We start from the raw sequence: 17,263 nt of genomic DNA, 5'->3' as shown, positions 1-17,263 counted from the left end.
GGATGGATTTAGCGATAGCGATTTACTATGAAAATTGTCATTAATATTGACGCTGACACGTTTTTGCTTTGCCATGAAGCCTTATCAATGGCGTTTGCGCTGGCAGCGTTTGACCACCAAATTCAGCTGACTATCGGTCATGGCATGTTAAACTTACTACTAGATACGCCCACGGGCAAGCTTGCCCATATGCTAGCATCCCTTGATATGTATGATATGGCGCCCGCTTGGCTGGCGCTAGCGGATTTTAATAGATTCAAAGCATGGCAAGCAAACCAATCAGCAGACTTTGATTGGTGTACTCAAGTCACGCTACAGCCCACCACAGCGCCTCATTTTGATACCACTTTTGACTTATAAATACTATGACCCAACTTCCTGAACTTGACCAAGCCGCCCTTGACCAAGACGGTCATTTGATAGCTCATCAAACCTGGACACCAGATATCGCGCAACAATTGGCAAACACGCTGGATGTCACGTTAACCCCTGAGCACTATCAAATCATAGACGCGGTACGTCAATATTATGATTTATACAGCCATCCACCGACGACCCGTCCTTTAATCAAGTTTTTATCCAAGCAATTGCCCTCATTGGCGGTTGATAACGCCAAACTGCAAGCCATGTTTAACACAGGTCTTGTCGCGCGTCATGTCAACCGCATTGCAGGGTTGCCCAAACCTGCAAATTGCTTATAAATTTTGAGATTATTTTGGGTCATAAGGGACGAGATTGTCATAACCGATACTGTGACCGTTATCACCGCCAAACCCCTGCTGACGCCAAACTTCAAATAAGGTAATCGCCACGCTGTTAGATAAATTCAAACTGCGAGAGGTCGGCAACATAGGCAAACGTAGCCAGTTGTCTTGCCCAATTGCCGTGCGAATTGGCTCGGGTAATCCGGCTGTCTCTGACCCAAATACCAAGGCGATATTTGCCAGTTGCGCAAAATCTTCATCATATAAAGGTTTGCTAAGCTTGGTGGTCAAGGCAACGATTCTTTGTACCCCACTTTGACTTAGACTGTCCTGTGCATCCTGCCAATTGGCATGTACTTTGACATTTGCCCATTCATGATAATCGAGCCCTGCTCGGCGTAATTTTTTATCTTCTAACTCAAACCCTAGTGGCTCAACCAAATGTAGCGTTGCGCCCGTATTGGCGCATAACCGTATAATATTGCCTGTGTTGCTTGGCATTTTGGGTTCAACTAATACTACGTGAATCATATCGACATCCTTAACCAGATTGAAATAAAAAAACGCTAAATGCGAAGATTAATTTACAAAAAACCTATACTTATTGCGTAAATTTAAGTTTTTTTTACAACTTGATAGTTTTGGTTACATTAACGCTATAGCGACGTTAGACTAAACTGCATTACCATGACTCTACCAAGCATGTTTTACTTTATTTTAACTTCTATGAACCAATCTTCTATGAATCAATAAAGTCGCATGATTTAACCTGGTAGCTAAAAACTGTTAAAAAATAATGGATATATCTGAGGAAATTTAAAATGAAAAAATTAATCGCTGCATCAATCGTTGTTATGTTTGCTGTCACAGGTTGTAATACAATCCAAGGTTTTGGTAAAGACGTATCAAAAACAGGTGGCGCAGTAACCAATACCGCACAAAAAACTGAAAACAAAATCTACCGCACAAATAACTGAAAACAAAATCTAATCGTAGATTCTCTGTTTAAGTAAAAAAACCCATCTCGCTGATGGGTTTTTTATTACCTCTTGTATTGCCTATCGCTTAAAACCCTAGTAGGTTATAAAACTAGCCGTTTTTTGGCAAATTTTCAGGTAAATAACAACGTAGATAAGCAATCACCGCTGTAATCGCTTCTTGACGATAGGTATCGGTAATTTCTTTTTCTGAGCGATAAGCTAAAATAAAAATACCATTAATGATACCGTATGCGACTAACAATTGCTGATGAATGGTTTCTAAAGCCGGCATTTTATAATGCTCAGACAACTTATCATACACCATTTGGGCGAGGCTTTTTTCGATTTCACTACCAAACGCATTGCCCTCAAAATCTGGGGTATTGGTCTCATAAATCAAACGGGCAACCGTTAAATCAGATTGAATAATATCAACGCCTGTCTCAATGACTGTGGTGATATAAGCCTGCCAGCGACTAAATTGTTTGGCATCGACTTTTTCAAGCTTGTTAAAGATTTCTATCGCATTTAAAAAACGCAATGCCAAAAAAATCGCTTCAACGTTTGGGAAGAAGTGATATGCCGAGGCTCTGGGAATGTCCGCTCGTTCACACACATCAGCCAAACTAATCTCACTGACAGGTCGGGTCGCGCTCAACTCTTTGGCAGCGGCTAATAATTTTTGGCGACGCAAACGACCTTGCTGGCTTGTGAATTTGAATTTGTTAGGGACTAAGCGGCGAGCGAGCTCAGAGTCCACCAACACATCCTCAATTTTTTCATCATAAGCGCTTGACATATTTCCTCTCTATCGACTGATTATGAATAAAGTTTAATTTGTGCCCGTACCAATCCATGATCGGTTGGGCGTTGTTCTACAATAAATTTGAGATGATCATTAAAATAATCTACTTGTAATACTTCACCGATGTTAAATTTACTATCAGCTAAAAACTGTTCAGATACCAAAATCTGGTCAAGCACTTCTGGCGTACCTTGGTGGATATGGGTGTACGCCACATCTTTAAGCCAGTGCATACGGCTTTGTACCGTAGAGGCATCATATAGCACGATATCCCGCATCGACTTATCATAAAATACTTCGCCCGATTCGCTTAAAAGCTGACAAGTGACACTTTGCATCACATCATTCATATCCCCTAACAAAATCAGCGGATGGTTGTTGTGTGACAGTTTTTCGATGACCACCTGGCGAATGCCTGCCGCTTCCGCTGCCCGCATACAAAGACTACGCAGCTTGGCGCGGACTCGAATTAGCGGATCATTGCGATCTTCTAACGGCTCGCCTTGCGCGTTTTCTAAAAACTCAGGGCGTTTACTTTTTAGATGCGCCACAATCACGGTGACCAGCATGCCATTTGGCAATCTGATGTCGGCAATCAGCGGGGGGCGATTAAATTGTTGATAAAGCCCAACATCAGGAACGTCCAACAACGCAATCGCCGGCATCTGCGTGAGCAATTGGGTGTTAATAATCTCAAAACGCGATACCAAACCTACGCTCGGGGTACCAACTGCGCCTCGCCCTTGGGTTAATGGACTGTCTGGCTGATTACTGGCTAACGGCACAGTGACATGATAGTCATTGAGACCGGCTGCATGACATAAGTCAATGAGTGCTTGCTCATCCCAAATTTCTTGGCAACCAATGATATCAGCTTGCAATTGACGAAAAATGGGGGCAAGTGCATTAATCTTTTGTTGATATTGCTGCGGCGTATACACGTCTTGGTTTCGGTAAAAAACCCGATTGGGCAGTGCAAAGTTAAGTAAATTTGCCGTAGCGATAACAAATTGATTGTCCACTGTCATATCCTTAATGTTTAGTTACCAGTTATCCCTGCTTTGCGCCAACCTTGTCCAAAAAATTTCCTGACTTTCATCTTCGTAACTTTTATCATAATAACTTTTATCACTATCAACACAGTGTCGAATTTTGAAGCATTATACATTTTTTTATTCAATTTCTACACAAAAAATCACTTTTTTTAGCCGAAATTTGCTGATATTTTTAAGCAGGATTTAAAAATTTGGTGCATAAAGTGCTTTTTTTTACTTAATGCAGTTAATTGCTAACGAAAATCACTCTCGTGTCGAGTCTTTAAAAAATTTTTCATATGGTTAACTCTTTGTTTTTACATTATTGTTAGGGCGTGTCCCTATTTGGATAATGAGGCTAAAAATAGACTAAATCGCCAGCAAAACAAGGCAAATTGTGCAGATAATATTGGAATATTGTCAAACAATTTAACGCAGTTTTGCCAGATTTAGGCATTTTTAGGCCATTAAAAATACTTTGTTCCGAATTAGGGACACGCCCTAGTTGTTTAGAGCCGTCTTAATGATTTTCTTGCTTTAATTTTGTTCGTTTAATAGTTGATTGATATAAAACTGCCAACGCTCCACGATGGCTTGGCGCTCAGACACTGCCATCTTAGGCTCAAAGATACGGTCTAGCTGCCAACTTTCACCAATGCTAGTGTCATCATACAGCCCCACCGCTTGCCCTGCCAATAATGCCACCCCTTTTGCGGTGCTCTCAGTGGTCGTTGGTCGCAGCACAGGAACATTGAGTATATCGGCTTGAAATTGCATTAAGATATTGTTATTGGCAGCGCCTCCATCCACGCGCAGTTCGTGCAATGGCACAGGGCTATCTTTTTGCATGGCGATTAACACATCATACGCTTGTAGCGCAATCGCTTCTAAGGCGGCTCTAGCGATATGCGCTTTGCTAGTGCCGCGTGTCAGCCCGATAAGCCTTGCGGTAGCATCTGCTCGCCAGTAAGGTGCACCAAGCCCGGTAAAGGCAGGAATCAGGGTCACTCCTTGGCTATCTGGTACTTGCGCCGCCAAGATTTCAATGTCCTCACTGCGCGCTATCATACCTAAATTATCGCGTAACCACTGCACGATGGCACCTGCCATAAACACACTGCCTTCAAGCGCATATTGTGTTTGCGTGAGGCTTGTTTTTTTATTTCGTTGTAAATTTTGTAAAGGTTTTAACAAGTTGGGCAATTTACCTGAAGGTTCATGACGGTTAGGTTGACGAGTGTGATTCGCCTCTGTGGTTTGCCAAGCAACGGTGGTGAGTAATTGCTGATGACTGACACAGGGCTTATCGCCGGTATTCATTAATAAAAAACAGCCGGTGCCATAGGTGGATTTTGCCATGCCTGCTCGGTTACAGCCTTGCCCATACAATGCCGCTTGCTGATCGCCTAGCACTGCCGTGACTGGGATTTGTTTGCCAAACATCCCTTGTTTGGTGACCCCAAAATCGCCATCTGATGGCTTGATGGTAGGTAACATGGTTTTGGGAATATCAAATAAATCCAATAACTCCTCAGACCAGTCGCCTGTTTGCAAAGACATCAGCATGGTGCGTGACGCATTGGTGATATCAATGCTATGCTCGCCTGTCATGTTAAACAGTAGCCAACTATCCACGGTACCAAAAGCCAACTCACCTGTTAACGCTTGTTGGCGAAGCTTAGGGTTTTGGTTTAACAGCCATACGATTTTGCTGGCACTAAAATACGGATCTATACGTAATCCGGTAATTTGCTGGATTTTGGCATCAAAGCCTTTATCACGCCAGTCTCTGCACCACTGATGGGTACGTCTATCTTGCCAGACAATGGCGGGTGCGACAGGCTTACCGGTCTTTTTATGCCAAATTATGGTGGTCTCACGTTGGTTGGTGATACCGATGGCTGAAATATCTGTCGCCAATAATCCTGCTTTGGCAATCACTTCTTGGGCGGTACTAATTTGGGTTTGCCAGATATCATTGGCATTTTGCTCGATAAACCCGGCTTTTAAGGTGATGATATTAAGCGGCTTTTGGGCGATGGCGATGGGTGTTAATTGGCTATCAAAGATAATACTGCGGCTTGAGGTAGTGCCCTGATCCAGCGCTAAAATAAATCCGTTTTCTGTTTTAGCCATGTTGTTGTCTCAAACGATTGTGTTAAACGTCAATATATTATCTTAGCAAATACTTGCCCATCAACTTTTATATTACTGCGGCTGAAACCGTAAGGCAACGATTCGCGAAAAAATAGCCATTGATTTTATCAACAAAAAACCACATCATACTGATACTTTATTACCACTTACCAAAACCTATCTGTTAACTATAAGTGACCCTAAACCTTAGATTTCAGACCCTAAGCACTGTCACTCTAACTGTCATTGTTGATCTTTCCCACTACCGCTTTTTAATGCGTTGATGAAACTTGTTTTATGAAAAATACCCTTGCAAAATCTGTTCGTACTACCCCTGTGACCTCAAAATCCGCCGCTATCATTACCGATACCATCAAATCTGACAATTTACAGCCTGTTGCAATCTCGCACTTGCGCCGTTATACCGACCCGGCGACCTTGCCAAAAGATAGCCACCATACCAAAACCCTTGAGATTGGCTTTGGGCAAGAGCGCGCCTGTAAAGCGATTGCCACTGCGCTTGATATCAATGCCAATGGTTATCATATCTTTGCTGCAGGTGAAAACGGACTGGGCAAACGCACCTTAATCACTCGCCTGCTACAAGCACACGCCAAACAAAAACCCACACCCAATGACTGGGTGTATGTGCATAATTTTGTTGATGCGCGCACCCCGATTGCGCTTGACCTTCCTGCTGGCATGGGCAAGCAATTAGCGGAAGATGTCAAAACCTTTTGGCTAACCACCAAACGTCAGCTCAATCAGCGTTTTCGCAGTGAGCACTATCAAAGTAAGGTAGAAGCCATAAAGAATGAAATTAGCCTTCGAGAAGAACAGGTCTATCATGCGCTGCATGAAGAAGGTAAACAGTATTCACTTGCATTGGCGCTGCGACCTTCGGACAACAAACCGATTTTTATCAAATCTGATTTTAGTGACAACCGAGCCGATGGCAATGACAATGACAGTTACAATGATATTGAGCCAAGCGATGGTTATTTATCAATCAAACCTGCTAATAAATTGGGTCGCCAAAAATCCAGTGGCAAAGCGCCAGTTTTACCACTTAAAGCCAATCAAACGTCTAGCACTACAACTAGCGCCTCTAATAATACCTCGAGCGCAACCAATCAAGCCAGCTTTGGCTTAACCCCAAAATCGCCGTATGTTGCCAATTATCAAGATAAAAACCACATGCAAAAACGCTTGAGCCAACTGACCGTTGAGCTTGAGCAAATTGAAGATGAAGCCAATCAGACCCTACAAGCGCTACACCACTCATTGACTCGGCGTACCTTAAAACCATTGATGGAGCCGTTATTTGACAAGTATCAAGCCTTACCAAAGGTTCGTAAGTATTTGCAAGACGTGCATGACGATATCGTCAATCATGCAGAACGAATCATCAATGAAGATGATGAAGAGTTTTTGCCTAGCCATTTTTCGCCATTGCCTGCGCGCTATTTTGTCAATGTGATTGCAAGCCATGCGCCCGATCAAGGCGCACCGATTGTGTTTGAAGACTTACCTACCCATTTAAATTTACTCGGTCATGTCGAGCAAATTACCCATTTGGGTACCGTGTCAACGGATGTTAGTCTGATTCGCGCCGGTTCACTGCACCGTGCCAATGGCGGGTATTTAGTGCTTGAAGCAACTAATTTGCTTGAATATCCGTATGCGTGGCAAGGTCTCAAACGCGCACTACAAAGCCGCCAAATCAAGATGTCGAGCCTTGAGCAAATGCTGACATTGACCGGCAGTATCAGCCTTGAGCCACAACCGATTAAGCTTGATGTCAAAGTTATTTTACTCGGTGAGCCAGACTTGTATTATGACCTGCTAGATTTTGAGCCTGAATTTAATGCCGTATTCAAAATACGTGCAGATTTTCACGATCGCGTGGTACGCAGTCACGCCAACGAACAAGCGATGACCGCCAAAATTGCCGACATGATCAGCAAATACCAATTGCTAACGTTTGATAACACCGCGTTGGCTTGTTTATTAGATTATCTCAGTGAGCAAGCAGAAGACCAGCATGAATTAAGCTTACATGGGGACAGATTGGCGCAGCTCTTACTCGAAGCCAATCGTCATGCTATCATCAATCAATCAGAGCTTACTCCTGCAAACACAGTAACCGCTAGCCATGTCCGTCAAGCCATTGAGGATATTCGCCATCGCTCGGGTTATTTACGGCAATTGTTCTGGCAAGAACTAGAAAAAGGGCAACAGCTGATTAGCACCCAAGGCAAAGCGATTGGTCAAATCAATGCGCTGACAGTCATCAGCTACGCAGATAGTGAGTTTGGCATGCCTGCACGATTGACGGCGTCAGTGCATCACAGTGCCGCGCATGCCGATATTGTTGATATCGAGCGCGATGTGGATTTAGGCGGCTCTATCCATGCCAAAGGCGTGCTGATTATGAGCAGTTACCTAAAAGCGCTGTTTGCAGAAGACCACACGCTCAACTTTACCGCATCGCTGGCTTTTGAACAAAGTTATGGCGGTATCGATGGCGATAGCGCGACAGTAGCCGAAACTTGCGCGCTACTGTCTGCGCTATCGCAAACCCCCATCAATCAAAGCTTTGCGGTTACAGGATCGATGAACCAATTTGGTCAAGTCCAAGCGGTCGGCGGCGTCAATGCCAAAATCGCCGGGTTTTATGATGCGTGTGTCGAGCAAGGCTTGACGGGTAAACAAGGGGTGATTGTGCCCAAAGCCAATTTGGCGCAATTGATGCTGCGTCAAGATATCATCGATAGCGTGACCGCAGGTAAATTTACCATCTATGCCGTAGAGCATGTCAATGAAGCCATGTATCTATTGACGGGTCTGGCGCCGGATGAGATGACCAAAAAAGGTAAATATCGTAAAAATACCGTTTATGGTCGTATTTATGAACGCTTAGAAACTTGGGAAGAAAAAGATGCAGATGACAAAGAATAACGCCTCATTGGGTCATTGTTTATCGCTGATAACTTGCTTGCTCTATATCAAGCAATGTTTGCTTAATCTCAATCCCACCGGTATAACCGCCCAATTTGCCATCGCTGGCAATCACGCGATGGCAAGGAATTATCAGGCTGATGGGATTTTTGCCATTGGCATTGGCGACCGCGCGACATGCGGTAGGTTGACCAATGTGGTTGGCAAGCTGTGCATAGCTGATGGTTTGACCGTAAGGAATTTGTCGTAATGCTTGCCATACTTTTTGCTGAAAGGGTGTGCCTGTGCAAATGGCGATGGGCATATCAAACACTTGTCGCTGACCTGCGTGATACTCCTTTAGCTGAGTGATGGTCTCTACTAGCACTTTTGCATCGGCATCAATCGAGTGACTTAACGCTACCGAATTCATGACGGCTACTTTTACCTTGAGCTTAGCTAATAGGTTGTGGGTCTTTTGGGTATGCCAATCGAGCGCAATCAAACAGCCTTGATGCGCCACAAGCGTCACGGTTGGCAAATTTTTCGCAAGTTGATAAGACGTCATTATCATGTTATTCATCTTTTTCAAATAGCGCTTTGACAAAATCATCGGCTTGAAATGGGCGCAAATCATCAATTTTTTCACCCACGCCAATAAAACGAATCGGCACATTGGTGTTTTCAGCGATATTAAATACCACGCCCCCTTTTGCGGTACCATCCAATTTGGTCACGGTCACGCCTGTCAATGGCACTGCTTCATTGAAGATTTCTACTTGATTTAGGGCATTTTGTCCTGTACCCGCGTCGAGCACAATCATGGATTCATGCGGCGCTGTCGGATCGGCTTTTTGCATGACCCGAATCACCTTTTTCAGCTCTTCCATCAAATTGGTTTTATTTTGTAGACGCCCTGCAGTATCGGCAATCAGCACGTCAATGCCACGGGCTTTGGCAGATTGAATGGCATCAAAAATTACCGAGGCACTGTCTGAGCCATGACCTTGGGCGACAACAGGGATATTATTGCGCTCCCCCCAAACTTGCAATTGCTCGGTGGCTGCCGCACGGAACGTATCGCCCGCTGCTAACATCACTGATTTGCCTTCACCTTGCAGACGTTTGGCAAGTTTACCGATGGTGGTGGTTTTACCCACACCATTGACCCCAACGACCAAGATAACAAACGGTTTTGTACTAGCATCCACCACCAGTGGTGCAACTTTGGGTGTCAAGATATCGGTTAGTTCTTTTTGTAGCGCTTTATACAGTGAATGCGAATAAATCAAATCGCCGCGTGCAGTGGCTTCGGTCAAGTTTTTGATAATGCGATTGGTGGCATTTACCCCAATGTCGGCGACCAACAGTTGGTCTTCGACTTCTTCAAGTAGCTCATCATCAATTTCTTTACCCCCAATCAAAATATTGGTTAAGCCTTCGGTCAAATTTTTACGACTTTTTGACAAGCCTTGCTTCATGCGGCTAAACCAACCGCCTTTTTGTTCAGGCTCTGCGCTTGGCTCAGCAACACTGGCAGATGGCTGCTGTGTGCCTGCAGGTGCTTGTAGCGTTGACGTTTGGGCGGCTTCAGCGATACGCGGCGTTTCAATAATTGGCACATCTTGCACAGGCAGATTGGGAATCGTAGCATCATCAAAATTAGTCGGTTGGTTATTAAAATTAATTACCACCTTATTAGAAGCATTTTTATTAAATTGGTTGCTACTCATATCATCGCCTATGGTTAAATTTGTCATTAAAATATCGAGATGTATAAAATTATAACAGTGTTTGTTCGCAGTTTGAAATAAACATGCTGTCAACCCCTTAAACCCATAGGATGTGTGGTATGGGAAAAAACTGTCCGTTTACAGCTTGCTGCGCTAAAAATTTGCAGGTGGTATTTAGTCATACTTAATTGTGCAATGGGCTTTCAAATAGCAATCAATGCCAACATCCGTTATCATGGTTTATCTTTTATAATGCCTGCAAACCCCATTTCCCCACAATCAGAAAAACCAGATTAAAGATTAAAAGTTAAAGAGAAACTATGTTAAACCGAAACCCTGTGTCAAAGCCTACATTTTTTAACCTTACCATCCTTGCTGCCGCCCTGACCTGTACGCTCAGTGTATCAGGTTGCAGCACTGCGCAGACCATCACAGCCAAAACCATGCCGACCAAAACTACCTCGACTGTAGCGAATACGCCTATTAAAGTGCATCCAACTGCTAACGCGGTAACCGATGCAACCCAGCAAACGCCAAGCCCCACAGATTTTGACAGCGATAGGGCAGCAACGCGCCATGAATATACGCTGGATAATGGCTTAAAGGTGATAATCAAAGAAGATCACCGCTCCCCTGTGGTGATAAGCCAAGTATGGTATCGCGTGGGTGCTGCGGATGAACCCACTAACTTAGGCGGTATGTCGCATTTGCTTGAGCATATGATGTTTAAGGGAACAAAAAACGTGTCCTCAGCAGATTTTGAACGCCTCATCGCCAAATTTGGCGGTAGCAATAATGCTTTTACCAGCTATGACTACACTGCATATTATGAAATTTTCCCTGCCAATCGCTTAGCGCTTGCCCTAGAGCTTGAAGCTGATCGGATGACCGATTTACAGCTAAAAGACAGTGACTTTACCGCTGAGCGCCAAGTGGTGATGGAAGAGCGCCGCCAGCGCACCGATGACAACCCAAACGCCCGCGCCTACGAGCAGTTTAGCAAAATGGCATATCCCAACAGCCCCAAAGGGGAATCGGTCATTGGTCCCATGGCAGAAATCGAATCCATTGGTTTAAAAGACCTAACTGATTGGTATAAAACATGGTATGTGCCCAACAATGCGACCTTAGTGATCGTGGGCGATGTCAATCCGACAGACGCCATCAATGAAGTCAAAAAATACTTTGCCGATAAAAAACCCCAAACCCTGCCAACGCGCCCCAGTGTGATACAGCCAGGCTTTCGTGGTTATCAAGAAAAAACCACCCAATTGCCGGTACAAGTGCCAATGGTCATGATGGCGTTTAACGTGCCTACGCTTACCACAGCAAAAGACCCCAAAACCGCCTATAGTCTATCACTACTAGCCGATGTACTCGATGGCGGTCTATCTGCACGCCTAGAAAAACGCCTAGTACGGGACAAACAGCTACTAGCCTCAGTCGGCAGTGGTTACAGTGCCTTTAGTCGGGGCGATGGGCTACTTTTAATCCAAGCCACCCCACGAGATGGCGTTACGCTTGCCCAAGCCAAACAAGCAATCATTGCTGAGATTGACGCGCTTAAAACCCAACCGATTGCAAAAAGTGAACTGACCCGTGCCAAAACCAACACCATGACCAGCTTAATTTATAGCCAAGATAGTATCAGCGGACAAGCGCAGATGATTGGCAGTCTAAACAGCATTGGGCTTGATGATCGGATGGTGTTTAACCTACCCAAAATCTTAGATAGCATCACAGAAAGTGACTTACACGCTGCCGCTAGCAAATATTTGGTTAACGACAATCTAACCGTGCTCAATGTGGTAAAAGCAAACAAACCCAATAAATAACTATAAAACCAGTAACTTATCCTAACTTGAATTGCCCAAATTGCTTTCAGACCATCCTTAGAATTTTGAGAAAAAAAATGAAACCACGCTTAGCTAAAATCTTATTACTAATGACCACCATTGCCACGCAAGCGGGCTATGCAGAACCTGCCACCTATAGCGATGCTCACAGTAGTGGCAATGTTGACCCCAATGCACCCATTGCCGCTTTAGACAAATTAACCAGTCTAAAAACGACGGCACCGTTAAACGTGACCCTACCGAATATCATCCACTTTACGACGGATTCGGGTACCCCAGTGGCTTTGGTACAAACCCATCATTTACCGATTGTGGATATCAGTGTGTATTTTAATGCAGGCTCAGCTCGTGATGAAGCCATTAAAAAAGGCGGTTTTGGGATTGCCAGTCTGACCGCAAGTATGCTGGATCAGGGAACTCGCCATAAAAGCGAAGATGAGATTGCTGAAACCAGTGAGCAGCTTGGGATTGATTTATCTGCCCGTGCTTATAAAGACATGTTTATTGTGAGTTTGCGCAGTCTATCCGATGAGGCGCGTTTATCCCCTGCGCTTGGTTTAATGAGTGATATGATGACCCAGCCTACGTTTCCAAACAAAAATTTTGAGCGTACCAAAGCCCAGTATTTAATCCGCCTGCAACAAGCCAAAGAAGACCCCGATAGCATCGCAAGCAAAGCCTTTGCCGAGGCGCTTTATGGCAATCACCCCTACGCCCACCCCACCCAAGGCACGGAGGACAGCATTGCCAAAATCAATGCCACCGATCTCAAAGCTTTTAGCCAGCAGTTTTTGGTGGCGAACAACGCAAATATTGCCATTACAGGCGATATCAGTCTTCCCCGCGCGCGGGCGCTTGCCAATCAGCTAACCGCTCAAATGCCTGTTGGCACAGCTGCCCCAAAGCTTGCCGATGCCAAGCCTTTGAACGCCGCTAAAACGATTCATATCCCATTTGACAGCACCCAAACCACCGTATTGATGGGGCAATTGGGTCAAAAGCGCGTGGGTGATAGCTTAGGCTTGCAGCATCAAACCAACTTTGCCATTGCCGATGAAATCGTCGGGGGCGGCAATTTTCAAGCCAGATTGATGCAAGATATCCGTAAAAAACGCGGGCTCACCTATGGCATCTATAGCCGCACCACGCCGATGCTTGCCCAAGGCAGCTATACCATTAGTTTTTCTACCCGTAACCAAAAGTCGCAAGAAGCAATTGAGGCGACCAAGCAAGTCATCAAAAATACGCTAGAAAAAGGGGTAACGCCAAACGAATTGGCTTTAACCAAAGACAGTCTAATCAACAGTTTTCCCACCAGCTTTGCTAGCAATGCCGCCATGAATGCCACGATTGGTATGATGGGGTTTTATCAGCTGCCAGATAGTTACTTGACCAAATATGTGACGCGCGTGCAGCGTGCCGACCTTCACGCGGTCAATCAAAGCTATAAAGACCTCATTGACCCTAACAAGTTTTTGATTGTGACCGTTGGGAACGCCACGCCAAACACAACAAAAACCGCTAAATAGCCAATGCCAATGTTAAAGGTTAACGGGTTAACACTCGCGCTAGGGTTAAAAACGGCAGGGTGATGAGCTTGAGCTATGGCTTGCGCCCCATTTTCGAAAACCTTGCGTATCAAGATGCACCGAGCCTGTCGGATACAAGCCAAGTCCAAAGCTATAGGCTTGCCCGTTGGACTGCCAAAACTGGCAAAGTCCATCAAAGGTGCTTTCTATTGCCCATTTATTGGCTTCGTTTTCAGGTACCCAAATATCGATTCCGCCATTGGTCATGTGCTTACTCTCGCCTGCGCCGCCGGCACAATCATTTAATACAGGGTTTCGATACACGGAGCGTATCACTGTCGAATACGGTAAATAACCTTGTTTTTGCAGTTGCTGCAGCATTTGCAGGGTGGGTACGATATTTTGCCATAGTGACGCAGGCGGCACTTCATACGGCTCAAAACCGCAGCGCCGCGCATCTCTGGCACTCGTGATTAACTGATCCATCGGCGGAATACTGCCTAATTGGCTTTGCAAGTAATTTTGATACGCCAACACTTCTGATTGCTGGTAGCTGTGGCTAGCCAGCCAATCCTTAAAATCTGCATCATTGGTATAGACAATGCTACTATTGTATCGTGTGGTATTTTTGAGTGCGCCATAATCTATTGTAGGTCGGGTTGTGTTTTGACGGTTGAGAATAAGACCGCGCATATTGTCAGTCTGCGTGACAGTGGTATTTTTAGGGTTTGGCTGGGTTTGACGAACGATTGGCGTAGTAGGTTTTCGATTATCCACGGGTGTGACGGGATGATTACAGGCAATAAGCAATGTCATTATCGTCCCTGAGCCAACAATGCCTGTCAAAATCTTGGTTTTGGTATTCTGAGTCTTGGTAGTGTTGATATTCTTGGTATTGGCACTCTCGGGCTTAGCATATTGGGCTGTTTGCGCGTTGTCTTCGATAATGCTTGGTTTATTTTTGGTCTTGTTTTGATGTATCATGGACTGCCTATTCACGTCTCGTCAAAATGGAAAAACACCACGGACTTATGAGCAACTGTCAAAAAAGTGGGCTTGATATGTTTAGCTAATCATGCCTACTTGATAATTGTTTTTACTTAACTTAATTTTCACTTAACTTGATTTTCACTTGATAGTTATGTTCACTACATAATTAAGCTTAATTAATAGCTCACTTAATATAGTGACTTATTTCTATGAAACAAGTGTTATAAACTATTACATTATTAAGACTACCAAAATCACATTAAGCCATATAAACTATTGAGCCTATTTTTGTGTCTTTTTACAGACTTATTGTCACCGGGTTAATTTGATGTTTGGTGTGTATGGTAGATAAGATTGGACAGTACCGTTTTTCTAGGCAAGCTCATCACTTTGGTAATGACAGTCTACCCTCCTTTTGGCAGCGCGTGCATTTAGACCCTTGGTTATTGATGCTATTGTTTGTCACAGCTTTGTTTGGTTTAGCCATTTTATACAGTGCCTCTGCTCAAGACATGGGAATGGTCATCCGTCAAACCATTAGTTTTACCATCGCGTTTGTGGTGATGATTGTGATGGCGCAAATCCCGCCCAGTCTTTACCGTGATTTTACCCCGTTTTTTTATGTGGGTGGCGTGGGATTACTGATACTGGTCAAAATTATTGGTGAGGTGCGTCTGGGTGCGCAGCGCTGGATTGATATTCCTGGGTTTGGTAGTGTGCAGCCGTCAGAATTTATGAAGCTTGGCATGCCGATGCTCACTGCTTGGTTTTTATCCAAACGCGACTTGCCGCCGAGTTTATCGACAGTGCTTATCACGCTGGTGGCGATTGGTATTCCGGTGCTGCTAATCGCTGAACAGCCCGACTTGGGTACTTCTTTATTGGTGGCATCTAGTGGCTTATTTGTGCTGTTTTTATCGGGTTTGCCTTGGTGGATGATTGGCTCTGCGGTGGCGCTGTTTATTCCTTTTGTTTTTGTGGCTTGGGAATACCTGCTACACGACTACCAGCGCAGACGTGTGCTGACTTTGCTAGACCCTGAAAGCGATGCCTTGGGGGCTGGATGGAATATCATGCAGTCAAAAACCGCGATTGGCTCAGGGGGACTCACAGGTAAAGGCTACTTGCAAGGCACACAATCTCATCTACACTTTTTACCAGAAGGTCACACCGATTTTATTATTGCGGCTTTTTCTGAGGAGTTTGGCTTAATCGGTGTCAGTTTACTGATGTTCCTGTATTTTTGTATTCTATGCCGCGCCTTATTTATTGCTTACTCCAATACTGCTGTCTACAGCAAATTACTCTCTGGCGCGATTGCCATGTCATTTTTTGTGTATGTGTTTGTGAATGCAGGCATGGTGGCAGGTATTTTGCCAGTTGTCGGCGTTCCTTTGCCATTTATCAGCTATGGCGGTACCGCGTTAATTACTTTGATGGCAGGATTTGGTTTAGTGATGTCAATTGCCTCGCATAATGTTAAATAACCGTCAAACTAGCTTCGAAACTATTTTGTTTGTAAATAGGCTATTTATAAACGATTCTTTATGTAACTATTTATGTAACTTGGTATTTTTAAATGTAAAAAACGTAAAAGAGTTGGCATAAAAGATATCTTTTTTATGAGTAGTTTTAAACAATTATGATGGTAAAGCTTAATAATTTACCGTTTATCTATTTTTTTATACCTTTTATCTAAATAAATCGTGATTTTAATCGCGTAATTGCTTATTGTGGGTCATCAGGATTAAACAATTACATACCGAAACAAAGTAAAATTTGTAAACTAATTATTAAATCTAATAAATTTTCTTGGTGCCCTATAAGCGATTTGTATACACGACATATAAAGTAAAGGCTTATTGGCTCCCAAATATGAGGCGCTCATTGTAAAGAGCGATTGTTCAGAGGTCATTATGTCAAAGCGTCAATCGAATTTAGCTAATGTAGCGACGTTACTTTGCTTTTGTGGCGTAACGGCGATTAGCTCAACTACCCAAGCAGCCACGAGCAATTTAGATCACGTACTTAATGAGTTAACCCGCCAGCACAACAATGCATCAGACTTAGTCAAATCCGCGCGTCAACCTCGCAACCTTGCCTTAGAAAGCCAACTTATCAGCCAAGACACTTCACAAGCTAGCAAAGATGCAGACGTGTTAGAGCGTCTTTCTGCCGTTGCATCTAATACGGTCAATCGTTTTAGCCAAACGGGTGTCGCCTCTTGGTATGGTCGTCAATTTCAAGGTCGTAAAACTGCTAGCGGTGATACTTTTGATTCCAATTCATTGACTGCGGCGCATCGCTCATTGCCAATGAACTGTTATATCAAAGTAACCAACAAATCAAACGGTAAAAGCGTTGTAGTAAAAGTCAATGACCGCGGTCCGTTTTCAAGCCATCGCGTCTTAGATTTATCGTATGCCGCCGCCAAACAAATTGGCTTAGCCAGCACAGGTACAGGCAACGTCGTTATTGAGCGTGTGGCCGGTCCAAACTAATGTTAGCTGACTAGGCAGCTTTTAGCTTAATATCAACTTTTAGGTGACTAGCAGA

The 17,263-nt window shown here is 44.2% G+C and carries 15 protein-coding genes; 8 read left to right on the top strand and 7 right to left on the bottom strand.

The annotated features are described in order from the left end of the window. Positions 1 to 27: 27 nt before the first annotated feature. Both RTN07_RS01780 and RTN07_RS01775 read left to right on the top strand, forming a co-directional pair. Positions 28 to 360 carry a hypothetical protein gene (locus RTN07_RS01780; protein ID WP_312175110.1) on the top strand — a complete coding sequence of 111 codons (333 nt, stop codon included), beginning with the start codon at positions 28 to 30 and terminating at the stop codon, positions 358 to 360. 5 nt (positions 361 to 365) lie between these two features. Further along, complete coding sequence (locus tag RTN07_RS01775) at positions 366 to 701, top strand: TusE/DsrC/DsvC family sulfur relay protein (RefSeq protein ID WP_309594488.1); 336 nt, start codon at positions 366 to 368, stop codon at positions 699 to 701. A gap of 9 nt (positions 702 to 710) precedes the next feature. On the opposite strand, the gene RTN07_RS01770 is transcribed toward RTN07_RS01775, so the two are convergent. Then, entirely contained in the window at positions 711 to 1,235 is a 525-nt protein-coding gene (locus RTN07_RS01770) for a tRNA (cytidine(34)-2'-O)-methyltransferase (protein WP_312175102.1), read from the bottom strand. A 290-nt stretch (positions 1,236 to 1,525) separates the two neighbouring features. Between RTN07_RS01770 and RTN07_RS01765 the strand changes: the two genes are divergently transcribed. Further along, entirely contained in the window at positions 1,526 to 1,681 is a 156-nt protein-coding gene (locus RTN07_RS01765) for an entericidin A/B family lipoprotein (RefSeq protein WP_065252497.1), read from the top strand. Between the two features lie 112 nt (positions 1,682 to 1,793). Here RTN07_RS01765 and RTN07_RS01760 read toward each other — a convergent pair whose 3' ends face one another. The 3 genes from RTN07_RS01760 to glpK all read right to left on the bottom strand — a co-directional run bounded on the left by RTN07_RS01760 (position 1,794) and on the right by glpK (position 5,659). Further along, the gene (locus tag RTN07_RS01760; protein ID WP_065252496.1) at positions 1,794 to 2,483 is read right to left on the bottom strand and encodes a TetR/AcrR family transcriptional regulator; all 690 of its coding nucleotides are present in this window, start codon (positions 2,481 to 2,483) and stop codon (positions 1,794 to 1,796) included. 20 nt (positions 2,484 to 2,503) lie between these two features. Next, positions 2,504 to 3,511, bottom strand: a complete 1,008-nt coding sequence (locus RTN07_RS01755) for an endonuclease/exonuclease/phosphatase family protein (protein WP_409455523.1) — start codon at positions 3,509 to 3,511, stop codon at positions 2,504 to 2,506. 549 nt (positions 3,512 to 4,060) lie between these two features. Continuing rightward, positions 4,061 to 5,659 carry a glycerol kinase GlpK gene (gene glpK, locus RTN07_RS01750; protein ID WP_312175096.1) on the bottom strand — a complete coding sequence of 533 codons (1,599 nt, stop codon included), beginning with the start codon at positions 5,657 to 5,659 and terminating at the stop codon, positions 4,061 to 4,063. A 297-nt stretch (positions 5,660 to 5,956) separates the two neighbouring features. Here glpK and RTN07_RS01745 point away from each other — a divergent pair, with 297 nt between their 5' ends. Then, positions 5,957 to 8,620, top strand: coding sequence for an AAA family ATPase (locus RTN07_RS01745; RefSeq protein WP_312175094.1), 2,664 nt, complete (start codon positions 5,957 to 5,959; stop codon positions 8,618 to 8,620). Between the two features lie 19 nt (positions 8,621 to 8,639). Here the strand turns inward: RTN07_RS01745 and RTN07_RS01740 are convergent, their stop codons facing one another. Further along, positions 8,640 to 9,173: a methylated-DNA--[protein]-cysteine S-methyltransferase gene (locus RTN07_RS01740; RefSeq protein WP_312175092.1), complete on the bottom strand. Its 534-nt coding sequence runs from the start codon at positions 9,171 to 9,173 to the stop codon at positions 8,640 to 8,642. A gap of 1 nt (position 9,174) precedes the next feature. Beyond that, positions 9,175 to 10,332 carry a signal recognition particle-docking protein FtsY gene (gene ftsY / locus RTN07_RS01735; RefSeq protein ID WP_312175090.1) on the bottom strand — a complete coding sequence of 386 codons (1,158 nt, stop codon included), beginning with the start codon at positions 10,330 to 10,332 and terminating at the stop codon, positions 9,175 to 9,177. A gap of 320 nt (positions 10,333 to 10,652) precedes the next feature. On the opposite strand from ftsY, the gene RTN07_RS01730 reads away from it, so the two are divergent. After that, entirely contained in the window at positions 10,653 to 12,167 is a 1,515-nt protein-coding gene (locus RTN07_RS01730; protein ID WP_312175088.1) for a M16 family metallopeptidase, read from the top strand. 77 nt (positions 12,168 to 12,244) lie between these two features. Next, positions 12,245 to 13,717, top strand: coding sequence for a M16 family metallopeptidase (locus RTN07_RS01725; RefSeq protein ID WP_312175085.1), 1,473 nt, complete (start codon positions 12,245 to 12,247; stop codon positions 13,715 to 13,717). A 45-nt stretch (positions 13,718 to 13,762) separates the two neighbouring features. Here RTN07_RS01725 and RTN07_RS01720 read toward each other — a convergent pair whose 3' ends face one another. Beyond that, entirely contained in the window at positions 13,763 to 14,701 is a 939-nt protein-coding gene (locus RTN07_RS01720; RefSeq protein ID WP_312175083.1) for a D-Ala-D-Ala carboxypeptidase family metallohydrolase, read from the bottom strand. 347 nt (positions 14,702 to 15,048) lie between these two features. On the opposite strand from RTN07_RS01720, the gene rodA reads away from it, so the two are divergent. Then, positions 15,049 to 16,194, top strand: a complete 1,146-nt coding sequence (gene rodA, locus RTN07_RS01715) for a rod shape-determining protein RodA (RefSeq protein ID WP_312175081.1) — start codon at positions 15,049 to 15,051, stop codon at positions 16,192 to 16,194. 429 nt (positions 16,195 to 16,623) lie between these two features. Next, positions 16,624 to 17,208, top strand: coding sequence for a septal ring lytic transglycosylase RlpA family protein (locus RTN07_RS01710; RefSeq protein WP_312175079.1), 585 nt, complete (start codon positions 16,624 to 16,626; stop codon positions 17,206 to 17,208). The last annotated feature ends 55 nt before the right edge of the window (positions 17,209 to 17,263 follow it).

Origin of the sequence: Moraxella sp. CTOTU46934, assembly GCF_031979465.1 — a bacterium.
GTDB classification, from domain to species: domain Bacteria; phylum Pseudomonadota; class Gammaproteobacteria; order Pseudomonadales; family Moraxellaceae; genus Faucicola; species Faucicola tetraodonis.
Note: the sequence above shows the minus strand (reverse complement) of the source record. Positions and strands in the feature narration are given on the sequence as shown.